At 72.7% G+C, this 25,995-nt stretch carries 23 protein-coding genes; 14 read left to right on the top strand and 9 right to left on the bottom strand.

The window, feature by feature from the left end:
* Nucleotides 1-3: 3 nt before the first annotated feature.
* A complete protein-coding gene (gene ssd, locus UO65_RS25595) occupies nucleotides 4-1,101 on the bottom strand; it encodes a septum site-determining protein Ssd (protein WP_035287258.1) in 1,098 nt (365 codons plus the stop codon).
* Between the two features lie 442 nt (nucleotides 1,102-1,543).
* On the opposite strand from ssd, the gene UO65_RS34995 reads away from it, so the two are divergent.
* From UO65_RS34995 to UO65_RS25565, 6 genes are all read left to right on the top strand, one after another.
* Entirely contained in the window at nucleotides 1,544-2,251 is a 708-nt protein-coding gene (locus UO65_RS34995; RefSeq protein WP_152552265.1) for a haloacid dehalogenase-like hydrolase, read from the top strand.
* 530 nt (nucleotides 2,252-2,781) lie between these two features.
* The gene (locus UO65_RS25585) at nucleotides 2,782-4,614 is read left to right on the top strand and encodes a glycoside hydrolase family 3 protein (protein WP_233427837.1); all 1,833 of its coding nucleotides are present in this window, start codon (nucleotides 2,782-2,784) and stop codon (nucleotides 4,612-4,614) included.
* 6 nt (nucleotides 4,615-4,620) lie between these two features.
* Nucleotides 4,621-5,901 (top strand): exo-beta-N-acetylmuramidase NamZ family protein, encoded by a 1,281-nt coding sequence (locus UO65_RS25580; protein WP_035287255.1) that lies wholly within the window; start codon nucleotides 4,621-4,623, stop codon nucleotides 5,899-5,901.
* 10 nt (nucleotides 5,902-5,911) lie between these two features.
* Nucleotides 5,912-7,666 (top strand): serine hydrolase domain-containing protein, encoded by a 1,755-nt coding sequence (locus tag UO65_RS25575; RefSeq protein WP_035287253.1) that lies wholly within the window; start codon nucleotides 5,912-5,914, stop codon nucleotides 7,664-7,666.
* 166 nt (nucleotides 7,667-7,832) lie between these two features.
* A complete protein-coding gene (locus UO65_RS25570; RefSeq protein WP_035287251.1) occupies nucleotides 7,833-8,753 on the top strand; it encodes a MurR/RpiR family transcriptional regulator in 921 nt (306 codons plus the stop codon).
* A 44-nt stretch (nucleotides 8,754-8,797) separates the two neighbouring features.
* Complete coding sequence (locus UO65_RS25565; RefSeq protein WP_035287249.1) at nucleotides 8,798-9,727, top strand: N-acetylmuramic acid 6-phosphate etherase; 930 nt, start codon at nucleotides 8,798-8,800, stop codon at nucleotides 9,725-9,727.
* Here UO65_RS25565 and UO65_RS25560 read toward each other — a convergent pair.
* Nucleotides 9,717-10,454: a Fic family protein gene (locus UO65_RS25560; RefSeq protein WP_035287247.1), complete on the bottom strand. Its 738-nt coding sequence runs from the start codon at nucleotides 10,452-10,454 to the stop codon at nucleotides 9,717-9,719. The genes UO65_RS25565 and UO65_RS25560 overlap by 11 nt on opposite strands.
* A gap of 92 nt (nucleotides 10,455-10,546) precedes the next feature.
* On the opposite strand from UO65_RS25560, the gene UO65_RS25555 reads away from it, so the two are divergent.
* Nucleotides 10,547-11,128 (top strand): GNAT family N-acetyltransferase, encoded by a 582-nt coding sequence (locus UO65_RS25555; protein WP_035287373.1) that lies wholly within the window; start codon nucleotides 10,547-10,549, stop codon nucleotides 11,126-11,128.
* Between the two features lie 414 nt (nucleotides 11,129-11,542).
* On the opposite strand, the gene UO65_RS25550 is transcribed toward UO65_RS25555, so the two are convergent.
* Both UO65_RS25550 and UO65_RS25545 read right to left on the bottom strand, forming a co-directional pair.
* On the bottom strand, nucleotides 11,543-12,934 hold the full coding sequence (locus UO65_RS25550; protein ID WP_084176257.1) for a GGDEF domain-containing protein: 1,392 nt from the start codon (nucleotides 12,932-12,934) through the stop codon (nucleotides 11,543-11,545).
* Between the two features lie 208 nt (nucleotides 12,935-13,142).
* Entirely contained in the window at nucleotides 13,143-14,339 is a 1,197-nt protein-coding gene (locus UO65_RS25545; protein WP_035287370.1) for an MFS transporter, read from the bottom strand.
* A 254-nt stretch (nucleotides 14,340-14,593) separates the two neighbouring features.
* Between UO65_RS25545 and acs the strand changes: the two genes are divergently transcribed.
* Nucleotides 14,594-16,573 (top strand): acetate--CoA ligase, encoded by a 1,980-nt coding sequence (acs, locus tag UO65_RS25540; protein ID WP_035287245.1) that lies wholly within the window; start codon nucleotides 14,594-14,596, stop codon nucleotides 16,571-16,573.
* A 148-nt stretch (nucleotides 16,574-16,721) separates the two neighbouring features.
* Nucleotides 16,722-17,441, top strand: a complete 720-nt coding sequence (locus UO65_RS25535; RefSeq protein WP_035287367.1) for a VIT1/CCC1 transporter family protein — start codon at nucleotides 16,722-16,724, stop codon at nucleotides 17,439-17,441.
* On the opposite strand, the gene UO65_RS25530 is transcribed toward UO65_RS25535, so the two are convergent.
* Nucleotides 17,438-18,163, bottom strand: a complete 726-nt coding sequence (locus tag UO65_RS25530; RefSeq protein WP_407643133.1) for a lysophospholipid acyltransferase family protein — start codon at nucleotides 18,161-18,163, stop codon at nucleotides 17,438-17,440. The genes UO65_RS25535 and UO65_RS25530 overlap by 4 nt on opposite strands.
* Nucleotides 18,164-18,379: 216 nt before the next feature.
* On the opposite strand from UO65_RS25530, the gene UO65_RS25525 reads away from it, so the two are divergent.
* From UO65_RS25525 to aspS, 3 genes are all read left to right on the top strand, one after another.
* Complete coding sequence (locus UO65_RS25525) at nucleotides 18,380-18,877, top strand: phage holin family protein (protein WP_035287242.1); 498 nt, start codon at nucleotides 18,380-18,382, stop codon at nucleotides 18,875-18,877.
* 8 nt (nucleotides 18,878-18,885) lie between these two features.
* A complete protein-coding gene (locus UO65_RS25520; protein WP_035287239.1) occupies nucleotides 18,886-19,824 on the top strand; it encodes an alpha/beta fold hydrolase in 939 nt (312 codons plus the stop codon).
* Between the two features lie 340 nt (nucleotides 19,825-20,164).
* On the top strand, nucleotides 20,165-21,454 hold the full coding sequence (gene aspS, locus UO65_RS25515) for an aspartate--tRNA(Asn) ligase (protein ID WP_035287236.1): 1,290 nt from the start codon (nucleotides 20,165-20,167) through the stop codon (nucleotides 21,452-21,454).
* Nucleotides 21,455-21,485: 31 nt separating this feature from the next.
* On the opposite strand, the gene UO65_RS25510 is transcribed toward aspS, so the two are convergent.
* Genes UO65_RS25510 through nth form a run of 4 tightly spaced genes read right to left on the bottom strand, consistent with a single transcriptional unit; the run spans nucleotide 21,486 to nucleotide 24,695 of the window.
* The gene (locus UO65_RS25510; protein ID WP_035287233.1) at nucleotides 21,486-22,670 is read right to left on the bottom strand and encodes a MarP family serine protease; all 1,185 of its coding nucleotides are present in this window, start codon (nucleotides 22,668-22,670) and stop codon (nucleotides 21,486-21,488) included.
* Between the two features lie 2 nt (nucleotides 22,671-22,672).
* Complete coding sequence (locus UO65_RS25505) at nucleotides 22,673-23,386, bottom strand: NUDIX hydrolase (protein WP_052021761.1); 714 nt, start codon at nucleotides 23,384-23,386, stop codon at nucleotides 22,673-22,675.
* On the bottom strand, nucleotides 23,383-23,982 hold the full coding sequence (locus UO65_RS25500; RefSeq protein ID WP_035287230.1) for a TlpA family protein disulfide reductase: 600 nt from the start codon (nucleotides 23,980-23,982) through the stop codon (nucleotides 23,383-23,385). The genes UO65_RS25505 and UO65_RS25500 overlap by 4 nt, the downstream gene beginning before the upstream one ends.
* The gene (nth, locus tag UO65_RS25495; RefSeq protein WP_035287360.1) at nucleotides 23,979-24,695 is read right to left on the bottom strand and encodes an endonuclease III; all 717 of its coding nucleotides are present in this window, start codon (nucleotides 24,693-24,695) and stop codon (nucleotides 23,979-23,981) included. Before nth ends, UO65_RS25500 begins: the two co-directional genes overlap by 4 nt.
* 213 nt (nucleotides 24,696-24,908) lie before the next feature.
* On the opposite strand from nth, the gene UO65_RS25490 reads away from it, so the two are divergent.
* Nucleotides 24,909-25,160: a hypothetical protein gene (locus UO65_RS25490; protein WP_035287227.1), complete on the top strand. Its 252-nt coding sequence runs from the start codon at nucleotides 24,909-24,911 to the stop codon at nucleotides 25,158-25,160.
* A gap of 158 nt (nucleotides 25,161-25,318) precedes the next feature.
* Nucleotides 25,319-25,993, top strand: a complete 675-nt coding sequence (locus UO65_RS25485; protein WP_035287224.1) for a Crp/Fnr family transcriptional regulator — start codon at nucleotides 25,319-25,321, stop codon at nucleotides 25,991-25,993.
* Nucleotides 25,994-25,995 lie beyond the last annotated feature (2 nt).

Below are 25,995 nucleotides of genomic sequence, written 5' to 3'. Positions count from 1 at the left end.
GGGTCACGCGCGGGTGAGGAAGGGTCGGGCTCGCGGTACCCGCGAACCCGGTGGGTGGGCGAGGGCGCGCAGGACGGCGCGGGCCGCCCGGGCGATGGAGCCGCTGAGCCGGAACCCACCGTTCTCGATCGAGTGCGCCAGAACGGGATCGGTCTTGACCGTCGCCAGCAGCGGCAGTCCGACCGCCTCCGCGATCGCGTTCGGGCTCAGCGCCGACGGCCCGGGTACCCGCACGACCAGGCCGGGCCGCACACCGCGGTCGGCCAGGTGCGCTACGACCCGGCGGGTGGCCGAGGCGGCGCGCAGCTCGGCCGGGGCGATGACCACGGTGAGATCGGCCCGGTCGAGGGCGGCGTGCGCGGCCGGGTCGGGTGCTCGAGGCAGGTCGCACACCACGGTCTCGCCGCCCCGCCTGCCCGCGTCGACCACGGCCGCCACCGCCTCGGGCGCCGGGCCGTCGCCGTCGCGGGCGCTGGAGAGCAGCGTCAGCCTGGCCCCGGACCGGGTGTGGCCGGGCAGCGCGGAACGCAGGCTGGACACCGGGACGCGCCCGGACCGCAGTCGGACGTCCGGCCACCGCAGGCCGGGTTGGTCCTCGGCCGAGAGCACCAGGTCGAGGCCGCCGCCCAGGGGGTCGCAGTCGACCAGCAGCGTGCCGGTGCCCAGTTCCAGCGCCGACAACCCGAGCGCGGCGGCGAACGTGGACGCGCCCGCCCCACCCCGGCCGCCGACCACCGCCAGCACCCGGCCCGCCGTGCCCGCGGGCGCGTCGGCCGCGTCGGCGAGGGCACCGACCAGCCAGGTCTGCCCGGCGGGCAGCTCCACCACCCTGGCGACCCCGACGCCCACCGCCTGCTCCCACAGGGCGGGCGGCGGTGGGCCGGTGGCGACCAGCACCACCGCTTCCCGCCGGGGCAGCGCCGCCGACCGGCACCGCGCCACCGCCTCCCCGTCGAGGACGACCAGCGGCGCCACCGGCCAGCGGGCGCGCAGCGCGGCGACGTCCGCGACCCGCTCGACCTCGGTGCCCGCGGCGGCGGCCAAGCGCAGCACCTCGTCGAGGACGGCGGTGTCGTGGACGCAGACGACCGGACGGTCCATGGTTCCCCCTCTTGCCGGGCGGCCCTCGGATCGGGCCGCTGACACCAGGATCGGGAGGGCGGGGACGGCGGGAAAGGGACGCCGAAAACCTGTGGAGGGATTTCGGGGGATGTGGACAACCGGTTGTCGGCGTACCGGAACTGTCGGTCTGCCGTGCGATGCTCGGGAGGGGTCCCGCGTGCCCCGATGTTGACTGGACAGGGCTGAACGGACGGGGCTGAGCAGGCAAGGCCGGCCGGGGCGAAGGCCCGGAACTGGGAAAACAGCCCGGAAGCAGGGAGGACCCGCCGGGAGGGGTGCGGGGAAAGGGACGACCCCCGCCAGGGGGGAGGGGCGGGGGTCGTCAGAGGTTCAGCCCCGGGGGGTCGGACTGAACCAACCCGGCGCGAACGCCGGGTACCGATACTGTATCCCCTCCACGGGGTCGCATGGGCATCAACAGGTGAGAACACCCCGCCGAGTTCGCACCCGTGCCCCGTACGTCCGCGCGCGCCATCCGCCATCCGGGTCGCCGCGTTCCCTGCGCAGGCGCCGTGACAGCCCCCGGCAGCCCCGACGCGACCGGTCGGGTGGCCGCGTCCTTCGACCTCGACAAGACCGTGATCGCCACGTCGGGTGCGGGATCGTCGAGGAGGCGCTGCACGACGTCGTCGACCCGCTGGTCTGCGCCGAAGCGGCGGAACCGGTGGCCGGGCACCGGGCCGACGGGCACGACGTGGTGGTCGTGTCGGTCTCCGGCGCGAAGATCGTCGCGGCGATGATCGGGGCCACGCACAGCGTCGGCACCGAGGTGGTCTCCGTCCGCGGCCGCCACCCCGGTGAGATCTCCTTCCACTGCCACAGCGCGAACAAGGCGACCGCGGTGCGCGAGCAGGCCGGGCGCAACGGCTACGACCTGACCGCCGGCCACGCCTACTCCGACTCCAGCGCGGACCCGCCGATGCTCGAGGCGGCGGGGCACCCGGCGGTGGTCAACCCCGACCGCGGGCTGCGCAGGCCGGCGGCCGAGCGCGCGTGGCCGGTGCTGACCTCCAGCGAGCCGGTGTCCCCGCGCTCGCGGTCGTCCACGGCGGTGGCCGCGATCGGGATCGGCGCGGTGGCCACCGCGGGCGCCGCCTGGTGCGGACTGCACCGGATGCGCAGGCGCTGATCATTCCGTTGCCCCGCAAGGGAGGGGCACCCCTCGCGCGGGGGACTTCCTGTGCACGGACCGTCGCGTTCGACCGGGTGCCGCGTCTTGACCGGTGCACCCGAAAGAGCTCTTGAAGTGAGCTGGCTCACTGGGTAGAAAGGGAGGTGCGGACCTTGAGACCGGCCAGGGACCAGGCGAAGAGAAGCCCGGCGCCACCCCGATCCGAGCTCCGTGCGCGGACGCCGGAGCACCCACGCGCAGCACGCCGCGGGAGGCATGTCGTCTGGGGCCTGCGGACCGGGACGCCGGACGCCTAGGCCAGAGTTGTACGACAGGTTGCACGCTTGGTAGTCCGAGATGTTCGCGCTGACGGATGTGGGCGGTCCCGCTCTTCGGAGCGGGACCGCTCGATCTGTGTCCGGCCGCGGTGCGCCGAGTTGTCCACAGGGCGCGCGTGGCGCCGTTGACAGGTACACGGTTGTCGTGGATAACTTGCCGGTGAACACTTGTTCTTGGTGAACAAGTTTCGGCACACCCAGGAGGCCGTGGTGCCCGTTCACCGCCTGTTCCGCCGGACCCTCACCGCGTCGGCGGCCACCCTGACCGTCGTCGCGCTCGCCGCGCCCGCCTCGGCCGCGCCCGAACCACCCGTCCCGGTCCCCGACGCCGAACCGTCCCTGGTGTCGGCGTGGACCGAGGCGCTGCTGCGCCGGATGCCGCTGGAGCAGAAGGTCGGCCAGATGCTGGTCGCCACCGTGTGGGGCAAGTCCGCGGACGAGGTCCACCCGACCAACCGGACGCGCTACGGCGTGGACACCCCGGCCCAGGTGGTGCAGAAGTACCAGGTCGGCGGGGTCATCTACTTCAACAACAGCGGCACGGACAACATCGAGGGCCCGCAACAGGTGGCCGCCTTCTCCAACGGCCTGCAACGCGCCGCGCTCAGCTCCGCGCCGCACCTGCCGCTGGTCATCAGCATCGACCAGGAGGGCGGCAACGTCACCCGGATCGAGGCCCCCGCCACCGAGTTCCCGAGCAGCATGGCGGTCGGCGCGGGCCGCAGCGCCGCCGACGCGCGCACGCTGGCCGCGGTCAGCGGCCGCGAGCTGCGCGCGATGGGCATCAACCAGGACTTCGCCCCGGTCGCCGACGTCAACTCCAACCCGCTGAACCCGGTGATCGCCGCCCGGTCGTTCTCCGCGCGCCCGGACCTGGCGGCCGAGCTGGTCGCCGCCGAGGTGCGCGGCTACCAGGAGGGCGCCGGGCCGACGGAGACGGTGTCGTCCTCGGCCAAGCACTTCCCCGGCCACGGCGACGCGGCCACCGACAGCCACACCGGCCTGCCGGTGATCTCCCGGACGGCGGAGCAGTGGCGGGCGGTGGACCTGCCCCCGTTCCGGGCGGCCATCGACGCGGGCATCGATTCGATCATGACCGCGCACATCCAGTTCCCCAGCCTGGACCCCAGCGGGGTGCCCGCCACCCTGTCCCCGCCGATCCTGACCGGCATCCTGCGCGGGGAGCTGGGCTACCGGGGCGTGATCGTCACCGACTCGATGGGGATGCAGGGCGTGCGCGACATGTTCGGCGACGCCGAGGCCGCGGTGCGCGCGGTGGAGGCGGGTGCCGACCAGCTCCTGATGCCGCCGGACCTGACCCTGGCCAAGGAATCCGTGCTCGCGGCCGTGCGCGGCGGGCGGCTGACCGAGCGGCGGATCGACGAGAGCGTGCGGCGGGTCCTGGCGCTGAAGTGGAAGCGCGGCATCTTCGCCCGGCCGTTCGTCGACCAGCGCGCGGTGGCGGCGGAAGTGGGCACGCCGGACCACCTGGCCGCGATCCAGCGGCTGACCGACAAGACCGTCACGGTGCTGCGCAACGACAATGGCGTGCTCCCGCTGGCCGCCGCACCGGCGAAGGTCCTGGTCGCGGGCGTCGGCGACACGGTGACCCCGGCGAACTCGCCGAGCAACCTGGCCAGGAGCATCACCGCCCGCGGCTCGGCGGCGACTCCGCTGGCGACCGGTCTCAAACCGGGCGCCGCGGCGATCTCCTCGGCGGTCGCCGCCGCTCGGGAGTCGGACCTCGTGGTGCTGCTGACGAACAACCTCTCCGCGAACACCCAGCAGCGGACGCTGTTGACCGAGCTGCTCGGGACCGGCACACCGGTGGTGGCCGTGGCGGCGCAGGCGCCCTACGACGCCGGTTTCGTCGACGCTCCCACTTGGGTCGCCACCTACTCGTGGCGCGCGGTCTCGTTGGAATCGCTGGCGAAGGTGCTCTTCGGCGAGGTCGGGCCGGTCGGCAAACTTCCGGTGGACGTGCCGGACGGCGCTGACCCGTCGACCATCCGGTACCCGTTCGACCACGGTCTGAGCTGGTAGCCGGGCATGGACAGACGACGTTTCCTCACCGCGTCGACGCTGGCCGCCCCGCTGCTGTCCACGGCGGCGGGCCCGGCGACGGCGACCCGGCAAAACGAGCAGCAGGGGCAGCCGGGCGGTCCCGGTCGGGTCACCGCGGGGGCCGACGTGCTGGCCGCGCAGGGGTGGCGGTCGCTGGCGGGCAGGAAGGTCGGCGTCGTGTCGAACCCGACCGGCGTCCTGCGCGACGGCACGCACCTGGTCGACTCCATGGTGGCCGCTGGGGTGCGACCGGTCGCCGTCTTCGGCCCGGAGCACGGGTTCCGCGGCACCGCGCAGGCGGGCGGGTCCGAGGGCGACTACCTCGACCCGCGGACCCGGCTGCCGGTGTACGACGCCTACGGCGCCACCGCGGCGAAGCTCGCCGGACAGTTGACCAAGGCGGGGGTCGACACCGTGCTGTTCGACATCGCCGACATCGGCGCCCGCTTCTACACCTACATCTGGACCATGTACTCGGCCATGCACGCGGCGGCGCTGACCGGCGCCGCGTTCGTCGTGCTCGACCGGCCCAACCCGGTCGGCGGCGAGGCGTTCGGGCCCACCCTGGACCCGGCGTTCGCCTCCGGGGTGGGGCGCAAGCCGATCGCCCAGCAGCACGGCATGACCGTCGGCGAGCTGGCGGGCCTGTTCGACGCCGAGTTCCTGCCCGCCGACACCGGCGGCAAGCGGTTGCCGGGGCTGGAGGTCGTGCGCGTGCGGGGGTGGCGGCGCGACCAGCTCTTCGCCGAGACCGGGTTGCAGTGGGTCATGCCGAGCCCGAACGTGCCGACCGAGCAGACCGCGCTCGCCTACCCCGGCACCTGCCTGTTCGAGGGCACGGTGTTCTCCGAGGGCCGGGGCACCACCCGCCCGTTCGAGATCATCGGCGCCCCCGGGGTCGACTGGCGGTGGGCGGAGGCGCTCAACGCGCTCGGGCTGCCCGGGGTGCGGCTGCGCGAGCACCACTTCGTGCCGACGTTCGGCAAGTTCGTCGGCGAGGCGTGCGGCGGGGTGCAGGTGCACGTCACCGACCCGCGCCGGTTCGACCCAATCCGCACGGCGATCGCGATGATCGTGACCGCCGAGCTGGCGCACCCGGACGTGTTCGGCTGGCGGCCGGACAACTACGTCGACAAGCTCTCCGGCTCCGACCGGCTGCGCCGGATGGTGGACGCGGGCGCGGGGGTCGACGAGGTCGTCGGCGCGTGGGAGTCGGAGCAGGCCGCTTTCCGCGGTCTGCGGCGCGAGTACCTGCTCTACCGGTGAGGTGGGGGCGATGGCCTGGAGAACACGCGGCGGCGCGGCGGTCCTGTGCCTCGCGCTGGTGGCGGCCACGGTCGCGGGCAGCGCGGTAGCGGTGGCCGCACACCCGGGCGACGAACGCGCGGCGGGGCGCTTCGACCTGCCGCAGCGCGGGTTCGCCCCCGCCGACACCGTGCTGCGGCCGGGCACGCCGGAGTCGGTGGGCCTGGACCCGGCGCCGATCCGCGCCGCGGGCGAGGCAATCGCGGCGTGGACCGGGCCGTCGCCGACGACACCGCTGTTCCCCGGTGCGGTCAGCCTGCTGGTGCACCACGGCACCGTCGTGCACCGGCAGGCGGTGGGCAAGGCGCTGCGCTACGCCGACGGCGCGGGCACGGAGCTGCCCGCCGAGCAGCAGGTGCCGGTGCGCGCCGACACCGTGTTCGACCTGGCGTCGGTGAGCAAGCTGTTCACCTCGCTGGCGGTCATGTGCCTGGTCGAGGACGGCAGGCTCAAGGTGGACCGGCGGGTGGCGGGCTACCTGCCGGAGTTCGGGGTCAACGGCAAGGAGCAGATCACCGTCCGGCAGCTCCTGACGCACACCTCGGGCCTGGAGCCGTTCATCCCGCTGTGGCGCGACTGGCCGGACGAGCCGTCGCGGGTCAAGGCGGTGATGGACCGGGCGCCGGTCAACCCGCCCGGCTCGTCGTACGTGTACTCGGACCTCAACCTGATCACCCTCGGCGTCCTCGTCGAACGGCTCAGCGGCCGCTCCCTGGACGCCTTCGTGGCCGACCGGATCACCCGCCCCCTGGGCCTGGTGGACACCGGCTACAACCCACCCGCGAGCAAGCTGGACCGGGTGGCGGCGACGGAGTTCCAGAGCGCTCCCCCGCGCGGGGTGGTGCGCGGGCAGGTGCACGACGAGAACGCGTGGTCGCTGGGCGGGGTGGCCGGGCACGCCGGGGTGTTCTCCACCGCGGCCGACCTCGCCGTGCTGGGCCAGGCGATCCTCAACGGCGGCAGCTACGCGGGCAGGCGGGTCCTGCGGCCGGACACGGTCCACACCATGCTCACCAACTTCAACGGCGACTTCCCCGGCAACGACCACGGCCTGGGCTTCGAACTGGACCAGCGCTGGTACATGGGCGGGCTGTCCGGTCCGCGCACCGCGGGGCACACCGGTTTCACCGGGACGTCGCTGGTCATCGACCCGGCTTCGCGCTCCATCGCGATCCTGCTGACCAACAGGGTTCACCCGTCCCGCAACCGGGGAACCATCAACATGGCACGCGAACGGTTGGCGAGCGGTTTGGCCTCGGCGATGGCCGTGCACCCCAGGCACGGTCCGGACGCCTGGTTCGCCCCGCCCGTCGACGCGACGACAGCCACGCTGACGACCCCGCCGCTGACCTCCCGGGGTGCGATGCGGGTGCGCTTCGACGCCTTCGTCGACACCGAGGACACCGACCCGCTCGCCCTGGAGTCGAGCGCGGACGGGCAGACGTGGCGGCGAATCCCGTTGCGCGCCTGGGGAACCGGTGCGCCAGTAGGCCAAACGGAGTTACTGGCGGGTTCGGGACACCGCAGTTGGTGGACGGTTGACGCAATCGTGCCGGGTGGCGACGGCATAACTTTGCGCTGGGTTTCGACTACGGACAGTCGTTACACCGGTCGAGGAATCCTGTTGGACGGGATAGTCGTAACCGACGGTGATCGAATGCTGCTCAACGGTGAGAAAGAACCCCACCTGATGCGACCGCTCGGGTGGCGCCTCCAAACTCGTTGAGGGTTGGGCGCTAACAAACAGCACTCGACCAGCGATTCCGTGGGCAAGCCCCACGAAGGGCCACGGCGGTTGCGGACACATTTGGGTAGCGTTGCCTCCAGATGTCACGCAGCACCTTGATATACCCCCTAACTGTTAGTAAGTTTCCCACGTGAGTGCGAGTGACATGACGACAGCAGAACACAGCGAGGCAAGCCCGTTGGTCCGCATTCGCTCGCTCCTGCCCGGCCTGGCCAGAGCAGAGCAGCGAGTGGCCAAGGTGGTGCTCGACAGCCCCCACACCGTGGCCCGGCGCAGCATCACCGAGGTCGCCGAGGCCGCCGGTACCAGCGAGACGACGGTGACCCGGTTCTGCAAGGCGATCGGCGTCGGGGGCTACCCCGAGCTGCGCATCGCCCTCGCGGCCGACACCGCCCGCTCCGAGGCCAGGGTCGACCGCGACCTGGGCGGTGAGATCGCCCCCGAGGACGACCTCAAGACCGTCGTCGGCAAGGTCACCTTCGCCGACGCCCGCGCGGTCGAGGAGACCGCCGAGCAGGTCGACATCGCCGTGCTCGCCCAGGTCATCGAGGCCGTCGCCACCGCGGGCCGGGTCGACGTCTACGGCGTGGGCGCCAGCGCCTTCGTCGCCGCCGACCTGCAGCAGAAGCTGCACCGCATCGGCCGGGTCTGCTTCGCCTGGAACGACACGCACATCATGCTGACCTCCGCGGCCGTCCTGAACACCGGCGACGTCGCGGTCGGCATCTCGCACACCGGCGCCACCGCCGACACCGTCGAGGCGCTGCGCGTCGCCAGGGAGCACGGGGCCACCACGGTCGCCCTGACCAACTACCCGACGTCGCCGATCGCCGAGGTCGCCGACCTCGTGCTCACCACCGCCGCGCGGGAGACGACCTTCCGCTCCGGCGCCACCGCGAGCCGCATCGCGCAGCTCACCGTCGTGGACTGCCTGTTCATCGGCGTGGCCCAGCACCACCTGGACCAGTCGATCAAGGCACTCGACTCGACCCGCGACGCGGTCGGCCCGCACCGCCTGGAGACCAGGCACGACGGCCGCCGCAAGCCGCGGGAGACCGGCAAATGACCAGGGGTGCGCGGGCTCGCGCCGCCGAGGAGGGGGACGTTTCCATGACCGTGCCACGCCAAGTGGTCCATGTCGAATCCCCCACGGAGCGGCGGAACCCGCGCACCGCCGAGATCGACCGGATGTCCACCCTGGACATCCTGCGCACGATCAACACCGAGGACCACGTGGTCCCCGGCGCGGTCGCCGCCGCGTTGCAGCACCTGAGCCGGGCGGTCGACCTGGCCACCGAGGCGCTGCGCGACGGCCACCGCGTGCACTACGTGGGCGCGGGCACCTCGGGCAGGCTGGCGACGCTGGACGCCGCTGAACTCAAGCCCACCTTCAACATCCCCGACGACTGGTTCCAGGTGCACCACGCCGGTGGCGCGGGCGCGCTGCGCAACGCCGTGGAGGGCGCCGAGGACGACGACCGCGCCGGTGCCGCCGAGATGGTCCGCGACGTGCGCCCCGGTGACTTCGTGCTGGGCCTGGCCGCCTCCGGCCGCACCCCGTTCGTGATCGGCGCGCTGGCCGCGGCCCGGGAGATCGGCGCGACGACCGCGCTGGTGTCGAACAACCCCGACGCGGTCCGCCCCGCCTGCGTCGACATCCACATCACCGTCGACACCGGCCCCGAGGCCATCTCCGGTTCGACCAGGATGAAGGCGGGCACGGCGCAGAAGATCGTGCTGACCGCGTTCTCCACCGCCGTGATGATCAAGATGGGTCGCACGTACTCGAACCTGATGGTCAGCATGCGGGCCAGCAACGCCAAGCTGCGCGGCCGCGCGCTGCGCATCCTGTGCGAGGCCACCGGCCTGGACCAGCAGGAGTGCTCGGCGGCGCTGATCGAAGCCCAGGGCGACCTCAAGGTGGCCATGGTCCACCTGCTCTCCGGCGTCGGCGTCACCCGGGCGGGCAAGGCGCTGGCGGACTCCAACGGCCACGTCCGGCAGGCCCTGGGGCTGCTGAACGCGGGCGCTACTGCGTGACGGCGGCCTCGGCGATGCCGGTGGCCTCCTTGGCCCCAGCCTCCAGGGCCTCGCAGCAGAACACGATCCAGGCCGCGACCCCCTCCGGGCCGCCGCCCGCGAACCCGTCGGCGGTCTCGCGGTAGCGCTCGGCCCGGCGCATGAAGAACACCTCGGGCACGGCCAGCCCCTTGGGGTCCAAGCCGGTCTGGATGGTGGTCAGCCGGGCCGCCGCCCGCGCCACCACCCCGTCGGCCGTCCCGAACGGCCGCAGCGCCAGCAGTTCCCCGTGCACGACGGCGCTCAAAACCGGTCCGGGCACCTTCGACCCACCGGCGACCAGACCGGCCAGCAGGTCGAGCCTGCTCGCCACCCCCAGCCCCTCGCGGGGCCGTCCCAGCGCGCTGTCGTCGGCCCCCAGGTCGGCGGCCGCGAGCACGTGCAGCCGCGCCAGCGCCTGCATGGGTGCCCGCTCCCAGGTGGACAGCAGCGGCCCCAGCGCCTCGGCGACGCGCAGCGCGCCCGCCGTCACCGGGTCGGTGACCCCACCCTCCTCGGGGATCTCCGGGTCCCCGCCGTCGAGCACGGCCGAGGCCCGCGCGGCCCGCACCGACGCCTCGGCGGACGTCGCGGGCCACCCCCGGCGGTTCGTCGGGTGCCGGTGCACCACCGCCACCGACTCCCTGGCGAGGCGGACGGCGTCGGCGACACCGGGCAGGTCCAGCAGCGGAGCCAGTGGATCGGTCACGGCCCGGACACTACCGGCCGACAAGTGGCCTTGCCTAACTGACCAGTAGTGGCCATCCCGGTAATGCCACTTCGCGCTCTAGCGTGGGTGCGGTGAGCACCTGGCGAGAGCATCGGACCCTGACCGGCAAGCACGTCCGCCTGGAACCCCTGACCCCGTCCCACGCCCCCGGCCTCCTCGCCGCGGGCCGGGACCCGGACGTGTGGACGTGGCTGAGCAGCACCCGGCCCACCACCGTCCCCGAGATGGAAGCCCTCATCACCAGGGCGCTCGCGGACCCGGACCGCCTCGCGTTCGCCCAGATCTGCGCCGACACGGGCGAAGCGGCGGGCACGACGTCCTACTACGACATCGACGAGCAGCACCGGGGCCTCGCCATCGGCCACACCTGGATCGGCTCCCGCTGGCACCGCACCGGCCTGAACACCGAGGCGAAGCTCCTGCTGCTGTCGCACGCCTTCGACCACCTCGGGGCGATCCGCGTCGCTTGGCACACCGACCACCGCAACGAGCGCTCCCAGCGGGCGATCGAGCGCCTCGGCGCCCGGCGTGAAGGCGTCCTGCGCTCCCACCGAATCCGCCCCGACGGCACGATCCGGGACACCGTCACCTACTCCGTCACCGCCGAGGAGTGGCCCACCGTCCGGCCCGCCCTGACCGCCAAGCTGCGCTGATCCCCAACCCGCCAACATATCCCCGAGACCCCGAGCCCCGCTCGAACCATCCACAGGCCCGGGGTTCCCCCGATTTCCACACTACCGGGCGGCACCGACAAAAACCGCCGCTCGGCTCCAGTTGTCCACAGCCCCAGGGGAACCCCCGAATTCCACACTACGGTGTGGCCACGACAAAAGAGCGCGCGTGCGATGGAGTTGTCCACAGCCCTGTGGGTAACTCGGGCCGATGTGGGACGGGGAGAAACGGCTCCCGGTCGGCGGGTGGACGCGGTGGGTGGAGCAGTACCGACCAGCGGTCGGGCGCAGGTGGCGAGAACGGTCCGGGGCCGCCGTCGAAAGCGGCTCGACCCCGGGACCGGGCGGTCGCGGTGGGCCGGTCCGGGTGCGGTGGAACACCCGGCGCAAACGGGGTCAAGGCCGCTCGAAAGTCGGCTCGCGGGAGGCGCGGGGGCCGGGGAGGGGCATTGACGGAGTAATCCGAATTTGGTTGCGGCCGCCGTTCTTCGCCTCGGAGAGGGCTTGGTCCGCGTGCTCCTGCAACGCCGCCAGGTCCGTTCCGTGCTCGGGTGACAGCGCGATTCCCCCGGAGATCGTGAACCCCGCCTCGACCTCCGTGCGCCCGCCCGCGGCCCGGGTGAGCTCCACCGTCATGTTCTCCACCGCGTCCCGAATCCGCTCCGCGATCGCCCAGGCGTCGACCCGGGAGGTGCTCGGCAGCAGGACCGTGAACTCCTCACCGCCCCAGCGGCAGACCAGGTCGTCGCGGCGCACGCTCGCCCGCAGCACTCCGGCGAGCGCCTTGAGCACCTCGTTCGCCCCGAGGTGGCCCAGGCGCGAGTTGACCTGCTTGAAGCGGTCCAGGTCGAACATCATCACCGCCGTCGGCCTGCGGCGGGCCTGGTCGGCGACCAGGGCCAGCACCGCGGCGGGGTTGAACCCGCGCTGGTTCGCCAGGCCGGTCAGCGGGTCGTGCAGGGCGTCGACCTCGAGGCGGTCGCGTTCCTGCTCCAGTTGCTCGATGCGCTGGGTGTGCCTGGTGTAGCCGATCACCACACCGGCGAGGGCGAACAGGAGCAGCCCGTAGGCGACCCCGGCGGCCCAGGCGGCGATGAGGCCCAGGCACAGCGTGATGAGCAGGTCGGCGTTCTCCTTGCGCTCGCCGAGGATCGAGATCCACTGCCAGTCACCGCGCAGGCCGCGGGCGAGGCCGATGACGACGGTCTGCGCGGCGTAGTAGGCGGCGAAGGCGGCCAGCACCGCCAGGCCCGCCGAGATGACCCGATCGGGTGGTACGGGGGCGCCGCGAATCCAGGCGTGCACCGGGGTGGCGGTGGCGATCGCCTGGGCCGCCAGGGCCGACGAGGTGATCGCGGAGGTGGTGAACAGGTATCGACCGGGTGGTTTCCTGGCGATGAAATACCGTCGCAAGCGGATGATCAGCACCAGTGCGACGACCAGGGGGACCGGCAGCACGAACGCCCCGGCGCACGTCCAGACCCCGGTGTGGTCGATGTGCTCGCCGCCCAGGTGGGCCGCCCGGCGGCGTTCCTCGGCGGGGCGCGTGGCCTCCATGTGCAGGATGGCGAAGCCGGTCAGCAGCGCGAACAGCCGCAGCGACAGGGAGTCCGGCGCACCCGAGGCTGCGGTGCCGAGGACCACCCAGGTGAGAATCCCGGCCTCGGTGGCGAGTATCCAGACCAGGCCCAGCCGGGTCGTGTGCGCGACCAGATCCAGAGAAGCGAGCCGTCGCGCTAGGGGGACACCGGACAAGCGGCCGCGCTGAGGGCTTGTCAGACTGGGCATTGTCCCCCTTTGAGACAGACGGGACACTGCTTGTGGCGCGCATTCGGGCCGCCACGTCCGGGAGTTCCGGATTCGAGTTGGAGGTATCCCCGTGCGGAACCGCGAGTACTGAGACGCATCCCGAGAGCGACCGCTCTCGTCGACTTTTCGATTGGCAGGACCCCCGAGGAGGAAGCCGCAATGCGCAATCGTGAGTACTGAGCCTCGATCACGCGATCACCTCCCTGGGCGAGCCGGACCTCCCTCGGTTCCAGACGAAGCCCGCCACAGCGCAGCCTACGGTGCCAATCGCGCCCGCAAGCGCGATCGTGACAGCGGCGGAGTCGAAAACCTCGGTCAGCACGCCCCCGAGGAGCACGCTGAGCCCCTGCCCGGCCCGCAGCCCGGTGCGCACCATCCCGGTCGCCCGACCCGTCACGGCGTCGGGCAGCAGTTCCACGTAGGCCGACTTGGCCAGGATCTGGTACGCCGCACCGAGTCCGGAGATCGCCAGCAGTAGCGCGGCGATCACGGGGTGTGGTCTGGCGGCGAAGAACACGAGTGCCCCCAGGCACAGCAGGGCGAGCGGCACGATCAGCGCGTTGCGCGATTCCCTGGACCTGCCCGAGCGGCAGAACAGGTAGGCGCCCACGACGAGGCCGAACGGGTCGGCCGCGAGGAGCAGCCCGATCGTCCACGTCGGAGCGTTCAGCTCGTCGACCAGCGGCACGATCAGCCCGTGCGGCATCACGGTGAGCGCGGCGAGCAGGGACAGGGCGGCAACCGCCCGGCGCTTGGGGTCCGGAAGGAGCAGTCCGCCGGTGGCGACCGCCGCAGTCCGCGCGGCCGGACGGTCGAGCAGACCGAATCGCAACACGAGCGCGGCGGCGACGAAGGTGACCGCGTCGATGACCAGCGCGGGGGTCGTGCCGAGGAACCCGACCACCGCGGCGGCCCCGGCGAGCCCGGCGAGCTGCCCCACCTCGCGCAGCGTCGTCAGCCGGGCCTGGCCCGCGGCGAGGTCGTCGTTGCCGAGGATGACCCGGGCCTGCGCGGTCTGCGCGGCCTTGAACGGGGCCTGCGCGGCCGCTTCGAGCGCGACGCAGGCGGCGACCAGCGCGATGGGCGCCCCGGGGATGGCCATCACCCCGACGAGCACCGCCTGGCTGAGGGTGGCGGCCACCATCACCGCGCGCCGGGGGAACCGGTCGGCGAGCCCGGACAGCAGCGGGCCCGCGACGATGTCGGGCAGGAACGTCAGGGCGTAGGTCAGGGCGGTGAGGGCGGCCGAGGAGGTGCGCTGGTAGACCAGCACCGAGATGGCCACCCTGGCGAGCTGGTCCCCGGCCACGGACTGGGCTTCGGCGATCCAGAGCGCGCGGAACTCGCGACTGGCGAGGGGGGACCCCCGGTCAACACCACCCATCGTCACATCCCTCGTCCACGGCGTGCCCCCGAGTCGACCACGGTATGTCCCCACCAGGCTACTTTCCGCAGATTCGGATGAGCACAGCCGAACGGAGCATGCGGCGGCCGATCGGACGAGTCCGACAATGGGCGCATTGGTCTACACCTATCCGTTCGTGGACTGTCGGACCGCGCCGCATCCCACTAGATTCGGTACCGACGACCGGCCCGCGCCCGCCCCCGATGCCGGATACCACCGAGGAGGTCTCGTCCATGACCGAGCAGTCCGGTCAAGGTCCAGCGCTGGACAACCTGTCCACCGAGAGCCGGGTCTTCCCGCCCAGCGCGGCGTTCACGGAAGCGGCGAACGTGGGCGAATCGGCCTACGCCGAGGCCGACGCGGACCGGGAGGCGTTCTGGGCCGAGCAGGCGTCCCGACTTTCCTGGGACACCGAGTGGTCCCAGGTACTCGATTGGACGAACGCCCCCTTCGCCAAGTGGTTCGTCGGCGGCAGGCTCAACGTCGCGGTGAACTGTGCCGACCGTCACGTCGAGGCGGGCCACGGCGAGCGCGTCGCCATCCACTGGGTCGGCGAGCCGGGCGACTCCCGCACGATCACCTACGCCGAACTCACCCGCGAGGTCTGCCGGACCGCCAACGCGCTGGCCTCGCTCGGGCTGGTCGCGGGCGACCGGGTGGCCATCCAGATGCCGATGCTCCCCGAGGCCATCTTCGCCATGCTGGCCTGCGCGCGGCTGGGCCTGGTGCACTCGGTGGTCTTCGGCGGCTTCTCCTCCGCCGCGCTGCGCTCGCGCATCGACGACGCCCAGGCCCGGGTGCTGATCACCTCCGACGGGCAGTACCGCCGGGGCAAGCCCGCGCCGATGAAGGACAACACCGACGAGGCGACCGCGCACACCCCGTCCATCGAGCACGTGGTCGTGGTGCGCCGCACCGGCAGCGACGTGCGGTGGACCGAGGGCCGGGACCTGTGGTGGGACGAGCTGGTCGGCGGGCAGTCCGACGTGCACGAGGCGGAGGCCTTCGACGCCGAGCACCCGCTGTTCATCCTCTACACCTCCGGCACCACCGGCAGGCCCAAGGGCATCCAGCACACCTCCGGCGGGTACCTGACGCAGGCCGCCTACACCCACCACGCGGTCTTCGACCTCAAGCCGGAGCAGGACGTCTACTGGTGCACCGCCGACATCGGCTGGATCACCGGGCACACCTACATCGTCTACGGCCCGCTGGCCAACGGCGCGACGCAGGTGGTCTACGAGGGCACCCCGAACACCCCGCACGAGGGCCGCCACTGGGAGATCATCCAGCAGCACGGGGTCACCATCTACTACACCGCCCCCACCCTCATCCGCACGTTCATGAAGTGGGGCGCGGAGATCCCGGGCCGGTACGACCTGACGTCGCTGCGCGTGCTCGGGTCGGTGGGCGAGCCGATCAACCCGGAGGCGTGGATCTGGTACCGGGAGACCATCGGCGCCGGGTCGACGCCGATCGTCGACACCTGGTGGCAGACCGAGACCGGCGCCATCATGATCAGCCCGCTGCCCGGGGTCACGGCCACCAAGCCGGGGTCGGCGCAGCGGCCGCTGCCGGGCATCAGCGCGAAGGTCGTCAACGACGCGGGCGTGGAGGTGCCGCACGGTTCGGGCGGCTACCTGGTGCTGGACCAGCCGTGGCCGTCGATGCTGCGCGGCATCTGGGGCGACGAGGAGCGCTTCCGCGACACCTACTGGTCGCGCTACGCCGAGCAGGGCTTCTACTTCGCGGGCGACGGCGCGAAGTACGACGCCGACGGCGACGTGTGGCTGCTGGGCCGGGTCGACGACGTGATGAACGTGTCCGGGCACCGCATCTCCACCACCGAGGTGGAGTCCGCGCTGGTGTCGCACCCGACGGTCGCCGAGGCCGCGGTCGTCGGCGCCACCGACGCGACCACCGGCCAGGGCATCGTGGCGTTCGTCATCCTGCGCGGCAGCGCGACCGCCGACGCCTCCACCGCGAAGACGCTGCGCGACCACGTGGCGGCGGAGATCGGCCCGATCGCCAAGCCGCGGCAGATCCTGGTGGTCAACGAGCTGCCGAAGACCCGCAGCGGCAAGATCATGCGGCGGTTGCTGCGCGACGTGGCCGAGAACCGCGAGGTCGGCGACACCACGACGCTGGCCGACAGCACCGTGATGGACCTGATCTCGTCGGGCCTCAAGAGCAGCGCGAGTTCCGAGGACTGACCGAATGCGCGCGGCCCCCGGAACGGGCGTTCCGGGGGCCGCGCGCATTTCAGGACAGCCTCCACTAATACAGCTTCGCCTATCCTGACGTGGTCGAACTTACTCAGCCGAACCATTCCGCGTGTGCCACGATTCGACCGTGACGCAGATGGACGAGCAGGTCCCCGGACACGGCGTCGAGCCGCACGCCGACGGGCTCAACAGCAGGCTGAACTGGCTGCGCGCCGGGGTTCTCGGCGCCAACGACGGCATCGTGTCCACCGCGGGCCTGGTCGTCGGCGTGGCCGGGGCCACCGCGGACCGGACCACGATCCTGCTCGCCGGATTGGCCGGACTGGTCGCGGGCGCCCTTTCCATGGCGGGCGGGGAATACGTCTCGGTGAGCACCCAGCTCGACACGGAAAAGGCCGCCCTGCGCAAGGAGGAGCGGGAACTGGCGACGATGCCGGAAGCCGAGGAACGCGAACTCGCCGACATCTACCGGGACAAGGGTCTGTCCCCCGAACTCGCCCGGCAGGTGGCGCACGAGCTGTCGGAGAAGGACGCCCTGCGCGCGCACGCCGAGGCCGAACTGAAGATCGACCCGGACGACCTGACCAACCCGTGGACCGCCGCGTGGGTGTCGCTGCTGTCGTTCTCGATCGGCGCGCTGCTGCCGCTGCTGGCCATCACGCTGCCCCCGGTGGGCGCCCGGGTCTGGGCCTGCGCCGCGGCCGTGGTGCTCGGCCTGGTGGTGACCGGCGCCGTCTCCGCGCGGCTCGGCGGCGCCAGGAAGCGGCCCGCGATCACCCGCAACGTCACCGTGGGCTGCCTGGCGATGGCCGTGACCTACGGCGTCGGCCTGGCCTTCGGCGTCACCGTGGGCTAGCCGGGGGGCTGCTCGCCGCGCAGGTCGGCGAGCAGTTCGGTGATCGCGTGCATGATCCGCTTGGTGGCCTCGTCGAGGGTCTCGCGGTCGACGGCCGTCAGGTCGGACAGGTCCACCGGCTCACCCGCGACGATGTCGACGGTCCTGCGCGGGAACAGCCGGGGGAACCACGCCGTGGACGGCAGCAGGTCGTGGGTGCCCCAGTTGACCACCGGCACCACGGGTGCCCCGGTCTCCAGCGCCACCCGGGCGACCCCGTTCTTCACCCGCTCCGACGGCCAGTTGTCGGCGTTGTCGGAGAAGCCCGCCTCCGGGAAGAAGATCACGCACTCACCGCGGCGGGCGGCGTCCACCGCGTTGCGGTAGGCGTCCCGCGCGCGGACCGTGCCGCGCTCGACGGGGATGTGCCCACCGCCGTCGAGCACCCTCCCGACGACCGGCATCTGCCAGAGGTCCGCGCGGGCCAGGTAGCGCGGGATGCGCCCGCGGGTCAGCGCGTACGCGGTCACGGTGACCGGGTCGGCGTAGGAGAGGTGGTTCGAGGCCAGCAGCACCGGTCCGGTCCGGGGCAGGGTGCCGCGGAAGCGGAGCCGGGCCGAGAGCGCGAGCAGCGGCCAGATCAGGTCGATCGCGAAGCTGTACCAGAACCCGCGGCCGCGCCGCGGCACCCGGAACATCAGCGCCAGCGCGTGCCGCAGGCCCATCGGCCGTTCGGTGTCCACCCGCCAATCTTCGGGCACCGGTCCCGCGGCGGGTCGGCCGGGCCGGGCGGAACCCGCAGGTCCCCGGTACCCCCGCGCCCGGTGCGCCGCCGGTCTCGGCGGTGACCACCGCACTGCTGATCGGCGGGAGCAAGGCGCACCGGCCGGGTTGATCGCCCGGCACAAGAAACACGCGGGAGCCCGCCCGCCCGGTAAGCCGGGGGTCGGCATGGCACCATGTCGCAGGTGACCAGCGCGCACGGAAACGCAGGCGGGGACCGCGACGGCTCGGGACTGCCGCCCGTCCCCTCGATCCCCCTCGCCGACGACCTGGCCCTGGCGGCCGCGTCCGACCACTCCATCGGGGCGTTGGTCAAGGACGCGACCACCCACCTGTCGACGTTGGTGAGAGCCGAGGTCGAGCTGGCGAAGTCGGAGGTCACCGGCGAGATCAAGAAGGGTCTGCGCGGGTCGATCTTCTTCATCATCGCCCTGGTGGTCCTGCTCTACAGCTCGTTCTTCCTGTTCTTCGCCCTCGCGGAGCTGCTGGCCGACGTCGGCCTGGTGCGCTCGGCGGCGTTCGGCATCGTGTTCGCCGCGATGCTGCTGTTCGCGGGCCTGTTCGGGTTCCTCGGCTACCGCAAGGTCAAGGCGATCCGGGCGCCGAAGCGCACGATCGACACCATGAGGGACAACGCCGCCGTGCTGTCGCGGCGCGGCGAGCACTCCGACTGACGCGCCCCGTGTCGGCCGCACCCGATCCGTCGACCGTCCGCGTCGACGGGCCGTGGGCGCACCGCGACGTCTACGCCAACGGCATCCGCTTGCACGTCGCGGAGACCGGTGAGGGTCCGCTGGTCCTGCTGCTGCACGGGTTCGCCGAGTTCTGGTGGACCTGGCGGCACCAGTTGACCGCCCTGGGCGACGCCGGGTTCCGCGCCGTGGCGGTCGACCTGCGCGGCTACGGTGACTCGGACAAACCGCCGCGCGGCTACGACGCCTGGACGCTGGCAGGCGACGTGGCCGGGCTGGTCGGCGCGCTCGGGGAGACCCGCGCGCACCTGGTCGGGCACGGCTGGGGCGGGCTGCTCGCCTGGACCGCCGGCGCCCTGCACCCGCGGGTCGTCCGCTCCATCAGCGCGGTCTCCGCCCCGCACCCGCTGGCCCTGCGCGGGCAGATCCGCCGCACCGCGCTGCGCCGCAGGTCCCGCAACCAGGCCCGCGCGCTGGGCCACGTGTTCCGCGCGCAGGTGCCGGTGTTCCCCGAGCGCTGGCTGACCCGCGACCGCGCCGCGGTGGTCGAGACCCTCATCCGCCGCTGGGCGGGCCCTGGCTGGCAGCGCACCCCGGACTTCGTCGAGTCGGTCAGCCGCTGCCGCGACGCGGTGCTCGTGCACGGCACCGCCCACTGCTCGCTGGAGTACTACCGCTGGGCGGCCCGCTCCCAGCTGCGCAGCGAGGGGCGGCGCTTCACCGAAGCCCTGTCCCGGATCGTCGACGCCCCCTCCCAGCAGCTCTACGGCGCCGAGGACCCGTGCGTGCTGCCGCGTTCCCGGGAGGCCTCCGCGCCGTGGGTGCGCACGCACATCCGCCACGACATCCCCGGGGCCGGGCACTTCCCGCACGAGGAAGACCCGGAGACCACCAACGCCCTGCTGACGATGTTCCTCCGTGGAAACTGACGGCGGGAAACTGACGGCGGGAAATTGACGAGCGCCGAGCCGCTCCCGGTGCCTACCCTGCTGCGCAACGCGTAGACGGAGACGAGTAACCGGGGTCCACGCGGGCCCAGAGAGCCGCCGGCCGCTGAGAAGGCGACCCCGCACCCCCGGTGAAGACCCTCCCGAGTGCGGGGAGGAACGGCGGCCGCAGTCGGTGGTCAGCCCCATGCCCCGCCGGTTCGCCCCCGTGACCGGGCCCGTGAGGCCGTCGCCCCGTGCGGCGGTGAAAGTGCGGTGGCACCGCGAGTTCCCTTCTCGCCCGCACTCCCAAGGGATCACCCCATGTCCACGAGGAGTGGTGATGATCTCTCGTACCCTGGCCGCCGAGCTGCCGGACCGGGTCGGTCGCCCCGTGTCGGTGGCCGGTTGGGTCCACCGGCGACGAGCCCTGAAATCGATGTCCTTCCTGGTGCTGCGCGACCGCACCGGGCTGGCCCAGGTCGTGCTGCCCGCCGCGGCCGACCTCCCGCCGGAGGAGACGGTGGTGCGGGTCGACGGGCTGGCGACGGCCAACCCGCAGGCCCCCGGCGGCGTCGAGGTCACCGACGCGGTGGTCACGGCGCTGTCCGAGCACGCGACCGCGCCGCCGTTCGACCTCTACCGCCCGACGCTCGGCGCGACGCTGCCCGTGGTCCTCGACAACGCCGCCGTCGCGCTGCGCCACCCGAGGTTGCGGGCCCGGTTCGCGGTGACCTCCGCGAGCACCGCCGGGTTCCGCTCGGCGCTGGACGGCGCGGGCTTCACCGAGGTGCACACCCCCAAGGTCGTCGGGTCGGCGACCGAGTCCGGCGCGAACGTCTTCGGCCTCGACTACTTCGGCAGGCGGGCCTTCCTGGCCCAGTCGCCGCAACTGTTCAAGCAGGCCCTGGTGGGGGTGTTCGAGCGGGTCTACGAGGTCGGACCGGTGTTCCGGGCCGAGCCGCACGACACCACCCGGCACCTGGCGCAGTACACGAGCCTCGACGCCGAGCTGGGGTTCATCGCCGATCACCGCGACGTCATGGCCGTGCTGCGCGACACCGTGGCGGGCATGCTGGCCGCCGTGGCCGATCGGGCCGCCGACGCGCTGGACCTGCTGGGAGTGGAGCTGCCCGAGGTCCCGATGGAGATCCCGGTGATCCACTTCGCCGAGGCGCAGGAGCTGCTGGCCCGGCACACCGGCGAGGACCCGCGCGGCGAACCCGACCTCGCGCCCGCGCACGAGCGGTGGCTGTCCGACTGGGCTTCGCGCACCCACGGCTCGGACTTCCTGTACGTCACCGGTTACCCGATGGCCAAGAGGCCCTTCTACACCCACCCGGACCCCGGGCGGCCCGAGTACTCCAACAGCTTCGACCTGCTCTTCCGGGGCGTGGAGCTGGTGACAGGAGGTCAGCGGCTGCACCGGTACTCCGACTACCTGACCGCGCTCTCCGCGCGCGGGGAGGACCCGGAGCCGTACCGGGGCTACCTGGACGCCTTCGCCCACGGGATGCCACCGCACGGTGGTTTCGCCATCGGGCTGGAGCGCTGGGCGGCCCGCCTGCTCGGCCTGCGCAACGTCCGGGAGACGACCCTGTTCCCCCGCGACCTCAACCGCCTCCACCCGTGACCGGGAGCGGGCCCGGAGCCCCCGGGCCCGCTCAGGAGGCGCAGCGACCGGTGCCGACCGGCTGGGTCAGCGACGGTGCCCGGCCCAGCTCGTCGCGGACCTCGGCCGCCGTCAGCGCGAACCCGGTCTCGGAGTTGTCCACGGCGGCGCCGAACACCACCCCGATGACCTGCCCGTTGGTGTCGACCAGCGGTCCACCGGAGTTGCCGCTGAGCACCTTGGCCCGCAGCGTGAAGACGTCCCGGTTGACCGTGGCCGCGTCGTAGATGTCCGGGCCGCGCAGCGGGATTCGATCCCGGATGCGGGCGGGCGCCGCGGTGTACGGGCCGTCGAGCGGGTAGCCGAGCACGATCCCGTCCTGGCCGCTCGTCGCGTCGCCGGGGGCGAACGGCAGCGGTTCGGCGGTCAACCCGGGCACCGAGAGCACCGCGACGTCGGTTTCCGGGTCGTAGAGCACCACCCGCGCCCGCAGCGACCGGCCGCCGGACTCCACGGTCACCTCGTCGGTGCCCGCGACGACGTGCGCGTTGGTCATCACCCGCTGCGGCGAGACCACGAAGCCGCTGCCCTCCAGCGCCCGCTCGCACGACGGCGCCCGGGCGTTGATCTTCAGCACGCTGCCCTCCACCCGCCGCACGACCTCGCTGGCCTGCAGCGCCGGGTCCGGCGGGTCGACCTCCTTGTTCGGGGTGCGGTTGAACGGGTCGACCGCGGCCGGGAAGCCGGAGACGTCGAGCAGTTCGCGCAGCTCGTCGGGCAGGCCGCGCGCGGCCTGCGGCATCACGGTGTCGACCCCGCCCAGGATCGTCGAGTTGTTGATCGCCGAGACCAGGCTGGGCAGGCCGCCCACCGAGGTCAGCGGCAGCGCGATCAGCCAGGCCACCACGAACACGACGGCGCCCTGCACGACCGCGCCCAGCGCGCTGTCCACCCCGGCCAGCCGCGGCGAATTGATCTTCTGGCGGATGGTCCGCCCGATCCACACGCCGAACGTCTCACCCAGGGCCACCAGCAGCACGAAGATCGCCACCGCGAACGCCACCCTGGTCGGCGTGGAGTCGATCCGGGACACCACCAGCGGCGCGACCTTGATCCCGGCGACCGCGCCGAGCAGCACCCCGACGAACGCGGGCAGCGCCGTGATCACCCCCTGCCGCGCCCCCGAGACGGCCGCCAGCACCGCCAGCGCGACGACGAGCACGTCCACCCAGTTCACGCTCAGACCTCCGCGCCGACGTCCGCGGACCCGACGGCGCCCGCGGACCCGACCGAGCGCCACGCGGCGTCGAGGTCGCGCACGTCCGAGGTGTCCCACGGCCGCTCCCAGCCCGCGGTGGCCAGCACCATGGTCAGCAGCCCCGCCGTGAAGCCCCACACCAGCATCCCCGGCGCGGCGAACGCGGGCCCGGTGAACCCGGACGGGTGACCGACGCGGAACCGGTTCGCCGGGTCGACCAGGTGCGCGACCGGCACCCTGGCCACCGCCTGCGACTCCGCCGGGTCGACCGGGCCGACCGGGCTCGGCGTCCGCCACCAGCCCAGCACCGGGGTCACGTGGAAGCCGGAGACCGGTACGAACAGCGGTGGCAGCAGCGCCACCGGGACCACGCCGGACGGGTCCAGCCCGGTCTCCTCGACGGCCTCGCGCAGCGCCGTCGCCACCGGGCCGCCGTCCTCGGGCTCGGCCGAACCGCCGGGGAAGGCGACCTGCCCGGAGTGGCTGCCCCCGGTGTCGGCGCGTAGCTGGAACAGCAGGTCGGGGCCGTGTTCGGGGTCCTCGCCGAGCAGGATCAGGACCGCGGCGTCGCGGACCCGGCCGGTGGGCTCGGAGAACCGGCGCCACAGGTCCGCGTCCAGGTCGGCGGTCGCCGCGACGAGCGGTCTGATCCACTCGGGCAGCGTGGCCGGGTCCACCAGCGGTCCGTGCGTCATCGGGTCCCTTCGCGCAGGCGCGCCACCGCGGCGCGCACGTCCTCCACCGTCCGGAAGACCCGGGGCTGGGTCACGAAGGTGACCGCGCCGTCGGCGGAGATGAGGTAGGAGGCGGGCAGGGCGTCGGGCACCTTGAGCGCCTTCGCGACCGCGCCGCCGCCGTCGAACAGGTTCGGGAGGCGCACGCCCAGCGTGGTCAGCAGGGACAGCGCGTCGGCCTCCGGACTCTGCACGGCCAGGCCGACCACGTCGACCGCGTCCGCCGCGGTCGCGTACTCGGCCAGCACCGGCAGCTCCTCGCGGCACGGCTGGCACCAGGTTGCCCACACGTTCACCAGGACGTCCCGACCCCCGAGCGCGTTGCCCGCGCCGACCGGTTCCCCGGTGGCCAGGCAGGTCGCGGTCACCGACCGCAGCACCTCCGGACCGGGCCCGGTCGCGGCGCAGGGGGCGAGGTCGGCGGCCTTCCTGGGTCCGGTCAGGTCCGGTGCGGAAGCGGACACCGGGGCCGGGTCGTCGCCCCTCGGCCACACCGCGACCGCCCCGGCGACCAGCAGGACCACCGCGACCAGCACCCACCGCAGCCGGGTGCTCACCCGGTCGACTTCCCCGGCCGGTAGCCGCCGCGGACCCGCTCGGCCAGTTCCAGCAGGTGCTCGGCCTCCACGCCCTTGACCAGCTTGGCGGCCTTGTCCGGCTCGGTGGGCCCCTCGCCGAACGACGGGCACTCCGGGGCCAGGAAGCAGGCGCCGCAGGCGGGCTTGCGGGCGTGGCAGACCCGCCTGCCGTGGAAGATGATCCAGTGCGAGGCCATCGTCCAGTCCTTGCGCGGGATCAGCGGGCCGATCGCGTGCTCGACCTTGACCGGGTCCTCCTCTTCCGTCCACCCCCACCGGCGGACCAGCCTGCCGAAGTGGGTGTCGACGGTGATGCCGGGGACGTCGAAGGCGTTGCCGAGGATGACGTTGGCGGTCTTGCGGCCGATGCCGGGGAGCGTGACCAGCTCGTCGAGCGTGCCCGGCACCTCGCCGTCGAACTTCTCCACGAGCGCGGCGCCGAGGCCCATCAGGGAGCTGGTCTTGTTCCGGTAGAAGCCCGTGGCCCGGATCAGCTCTTCGAGTTCGGTGCGCTCGGCGCCCGCGTAGTCGGCGGCGGTGCGGTACCGCGCGAACAGGGCAGGGGTGGTCTCGTTGACCTTCTTGTCCGTGCACTGGGCGGACAGGATGGTCGCCACCGCCAGCTCGAGCGGGTTGGTGAAGTCGAGTTCGCAGTGGGCGTCCGGGTAGCCCTCGGCCAGCGCGCGCACCATCCGGCGGGCGCGGCGGGTGAGGGCGATCCCCGGTCCGCCGTCCACCGGAGCTGCTGCGCGGGGCGGTCGTCGGGTGGTGGGAGGCACCTCGATAGCCTACGGGCCGTCGGACAACCCGAGATGTGCACCGGACGTCTTCTGAGACGACCACCCCCTTGACCGGACCGGGAGCCCCGGGTTCCGGATGGACGACGAGCTGAGGATCTACGACCCATGGCTGTCTGGTTCGTGTTCGCGGTACCGCTGGTGATCATGTTCTTCGCGCTGTTCATGGAGCGGGTCGAGGCCCGCCTGCGCCACGTCGCCGTCCAGGAGACCGACGTGGAGGAATTCCTGGAGCAGGCCCGCCCGGACGAGGTGCGCGCGCTCTACGGCCACGGCATCGGCCGGGCCCTGGAGTTGTTCCGGCTGCGCAGGCTCGGCGGCCGGGCCGCGAAGCTGCGCGGTCGCCGGGGTCGGGGGTAGGGCGCTAAGGTCGAGCGGTTGGGGCGGTGACCTGCGCCGGAGGTTTGTTACCGGACGGTCGGCGCGGCTCCCAGAGGAACTGGGGTCACCCCCTACACTGTCTGTTAGTGATCGGCGGCGCAGCCTCGTGGCCGCCGGGTGGAAACAGGAGGACCGAGGTGGATGAGACCCTGGCCCGTGCGGGCATCTTCCAAGGGGTCGAGCCGGCCGCGGCCGAAGCGCTCGCACAGACACTCGAGTCGGTGGAGTTCCCCCGTGGACATGTGATCTTCGCGGAGGGCGAGCCCGGTGACCGGCTGTACATCATCCAGTCCGGCAAGGTGAAGCTCGGCCGCAAGTCGCCCGACGGCAGGGAGAACCTGCTGGGGATCTTCGGCCCGTCGGACATGTTCGGCGAGCTGTCGATCTTCGACCCGGGTCCGCGGACGTCGACCGCGACGACGGTCACCGAGGTCCGCGCGGTGACGATGGACCGACCGGCGCTGCGGCAGTGGATCGCCAACCGACCGGAGATCGCCGAGCAGTTGCTGCGGGTGATCGCCAGGAGGCTGCGCCGGACGAACGGGATGCTGGCCGACCTGATCTTCACGGACGTGCCCGGCCGGGTCGCCAAGGCGCTGCTGCAGCTCGCGCAGCGCTTCGGCAGCCAGGAGGCGGGCCTGCTGCGGGTCACCCACGACCTGACGCAGGAGGAGATCGCCCAGTACGTCGGCGCCTCCCGCGAGACCGTGAACAAGGCGCTGGCCGACTTCGCGCACCGTGGCTGGCTGCGGCTCGAGGGCAAGAGCGTGCTGATCCTCGACCCGGAGCGGCTCGCCAGACGCGCGCGCTGAGC

Origin of the sequence: Actinokineospora spheciospongiae, from assembly GCF_000564855.1 — a bacterium.
Classification (GTDB): domain Bacteria; phylum Actinomycetota; class Actinomycetes; order Mycobacteriales; family Pseudonocardiaceae; genus Actinokineospora; species Actinokineospora spheciospongiae.
Note: the sequence above shows the minus strand (reverse complement) of the source record. Positions and strands in the feature narration are given on the sequence as shown.

Excerpts from the sequence above, each read along its gene's own strand:
- ssd (WP_035287258.1), bottom strand. The coding sequence starts at position 1,101 with ATGGACCGTCCGGTCGTCTGCGTCCACGACACCGCCGTCCTCGACGAG.
- UO65_RS25580 (WP_035287255.1), top strand. The coding sequence starts at position 4,621 with ATGGACAGACGACGTTTCCTCACCGCGTCGACGCTGGCCGCCCCGCTG.
- UO65_RS25575 (WP_035287253.1), top strand. The coding sequence starts at position 5,912 with ATGGCCTGGAGAACACGCGGCGGCGCGGCGGTCCTGTGCCTCGCGCTG.
- UO65_RS25570 (WP_035287251.1), top strand. The coding sequence starts at position 7,833 with ATGACGACAGCAGAACACAGCGAGGCAAGCCCGTTGGTCCGCATTCGC.
- UO65_RS25565 (WP_035287249.1), top strand. The coding sequence starts at position 8,798 with ATGACCGTGCCACGCCAAGTGGTCCATGTCGAATCCCCCACGGAGCGG.
- UO65_RS25550 (WP_084176257.1), bottom strand. The coding sequence starts at position 12,934 with ATGCCCAGTCTGACAAGCCCTCAGCGCGGCCGCTTGTCCGGTGTCCCC.
- UO65_RS25545 (WP_035287370.1), bottom strand. The coding sequence starts at position 14,339 with ATGGGTGGTGTTGACCGGGGGTCCCCCCTCGCCAGTCGCGAGTTCCGC.
- acs (WP_035287245.1), top strand. The coding sequence starts at position 14,594 with ATGACCGAGCAGTCCGGTCAAGGTCCAGCGCTGGACAACCTGTCCACC.
- UO65_RS25535 (WP_035287367.1), top strand. The coding sequence starts at position 16,722 with ATGGACGAGCAGGTCCCCGGACACGGCGTCGAGCCGCACGCCGACGGG.
- UO65_RS25525 (WP_035287242.1), top strand. The coding sequence starts at position 18,380 with ATGTCGCAGGTGACCAGCGCGCACGGAAACGCAGGCGGGGACCGCGAC.
- aspS (WP_035287236.1), top strand. The coding sequence starts at position 20,165 with ATGATCTCTCGTACCCTGGCCGCCGAGCTGCCGGACCGGGTCGGTCGC.
- UO65_RS25505 (WP_052021761.1), bottom strand. The coding sequence starts at position 23,386 with ATGACGCACGGACCGCTGGTGGACCCGGCCACGCTGCCCGAGTGGATC.
- nth (WP_035287360.1), bottom strand. The coding sequence starts at position 24,695 with ATGGTGCGCGCGCTGGCCGAGGGCTACCCGGACGCCCACTGCGAACTC.
- UO65_RS25490 (WP_035287227.1), top strand. The coding sequence starts at position 24,909 with ATGGCTGTCTGGTTCGTGTTCGCGGTACCGCTGGTGATCATGTTCTTC.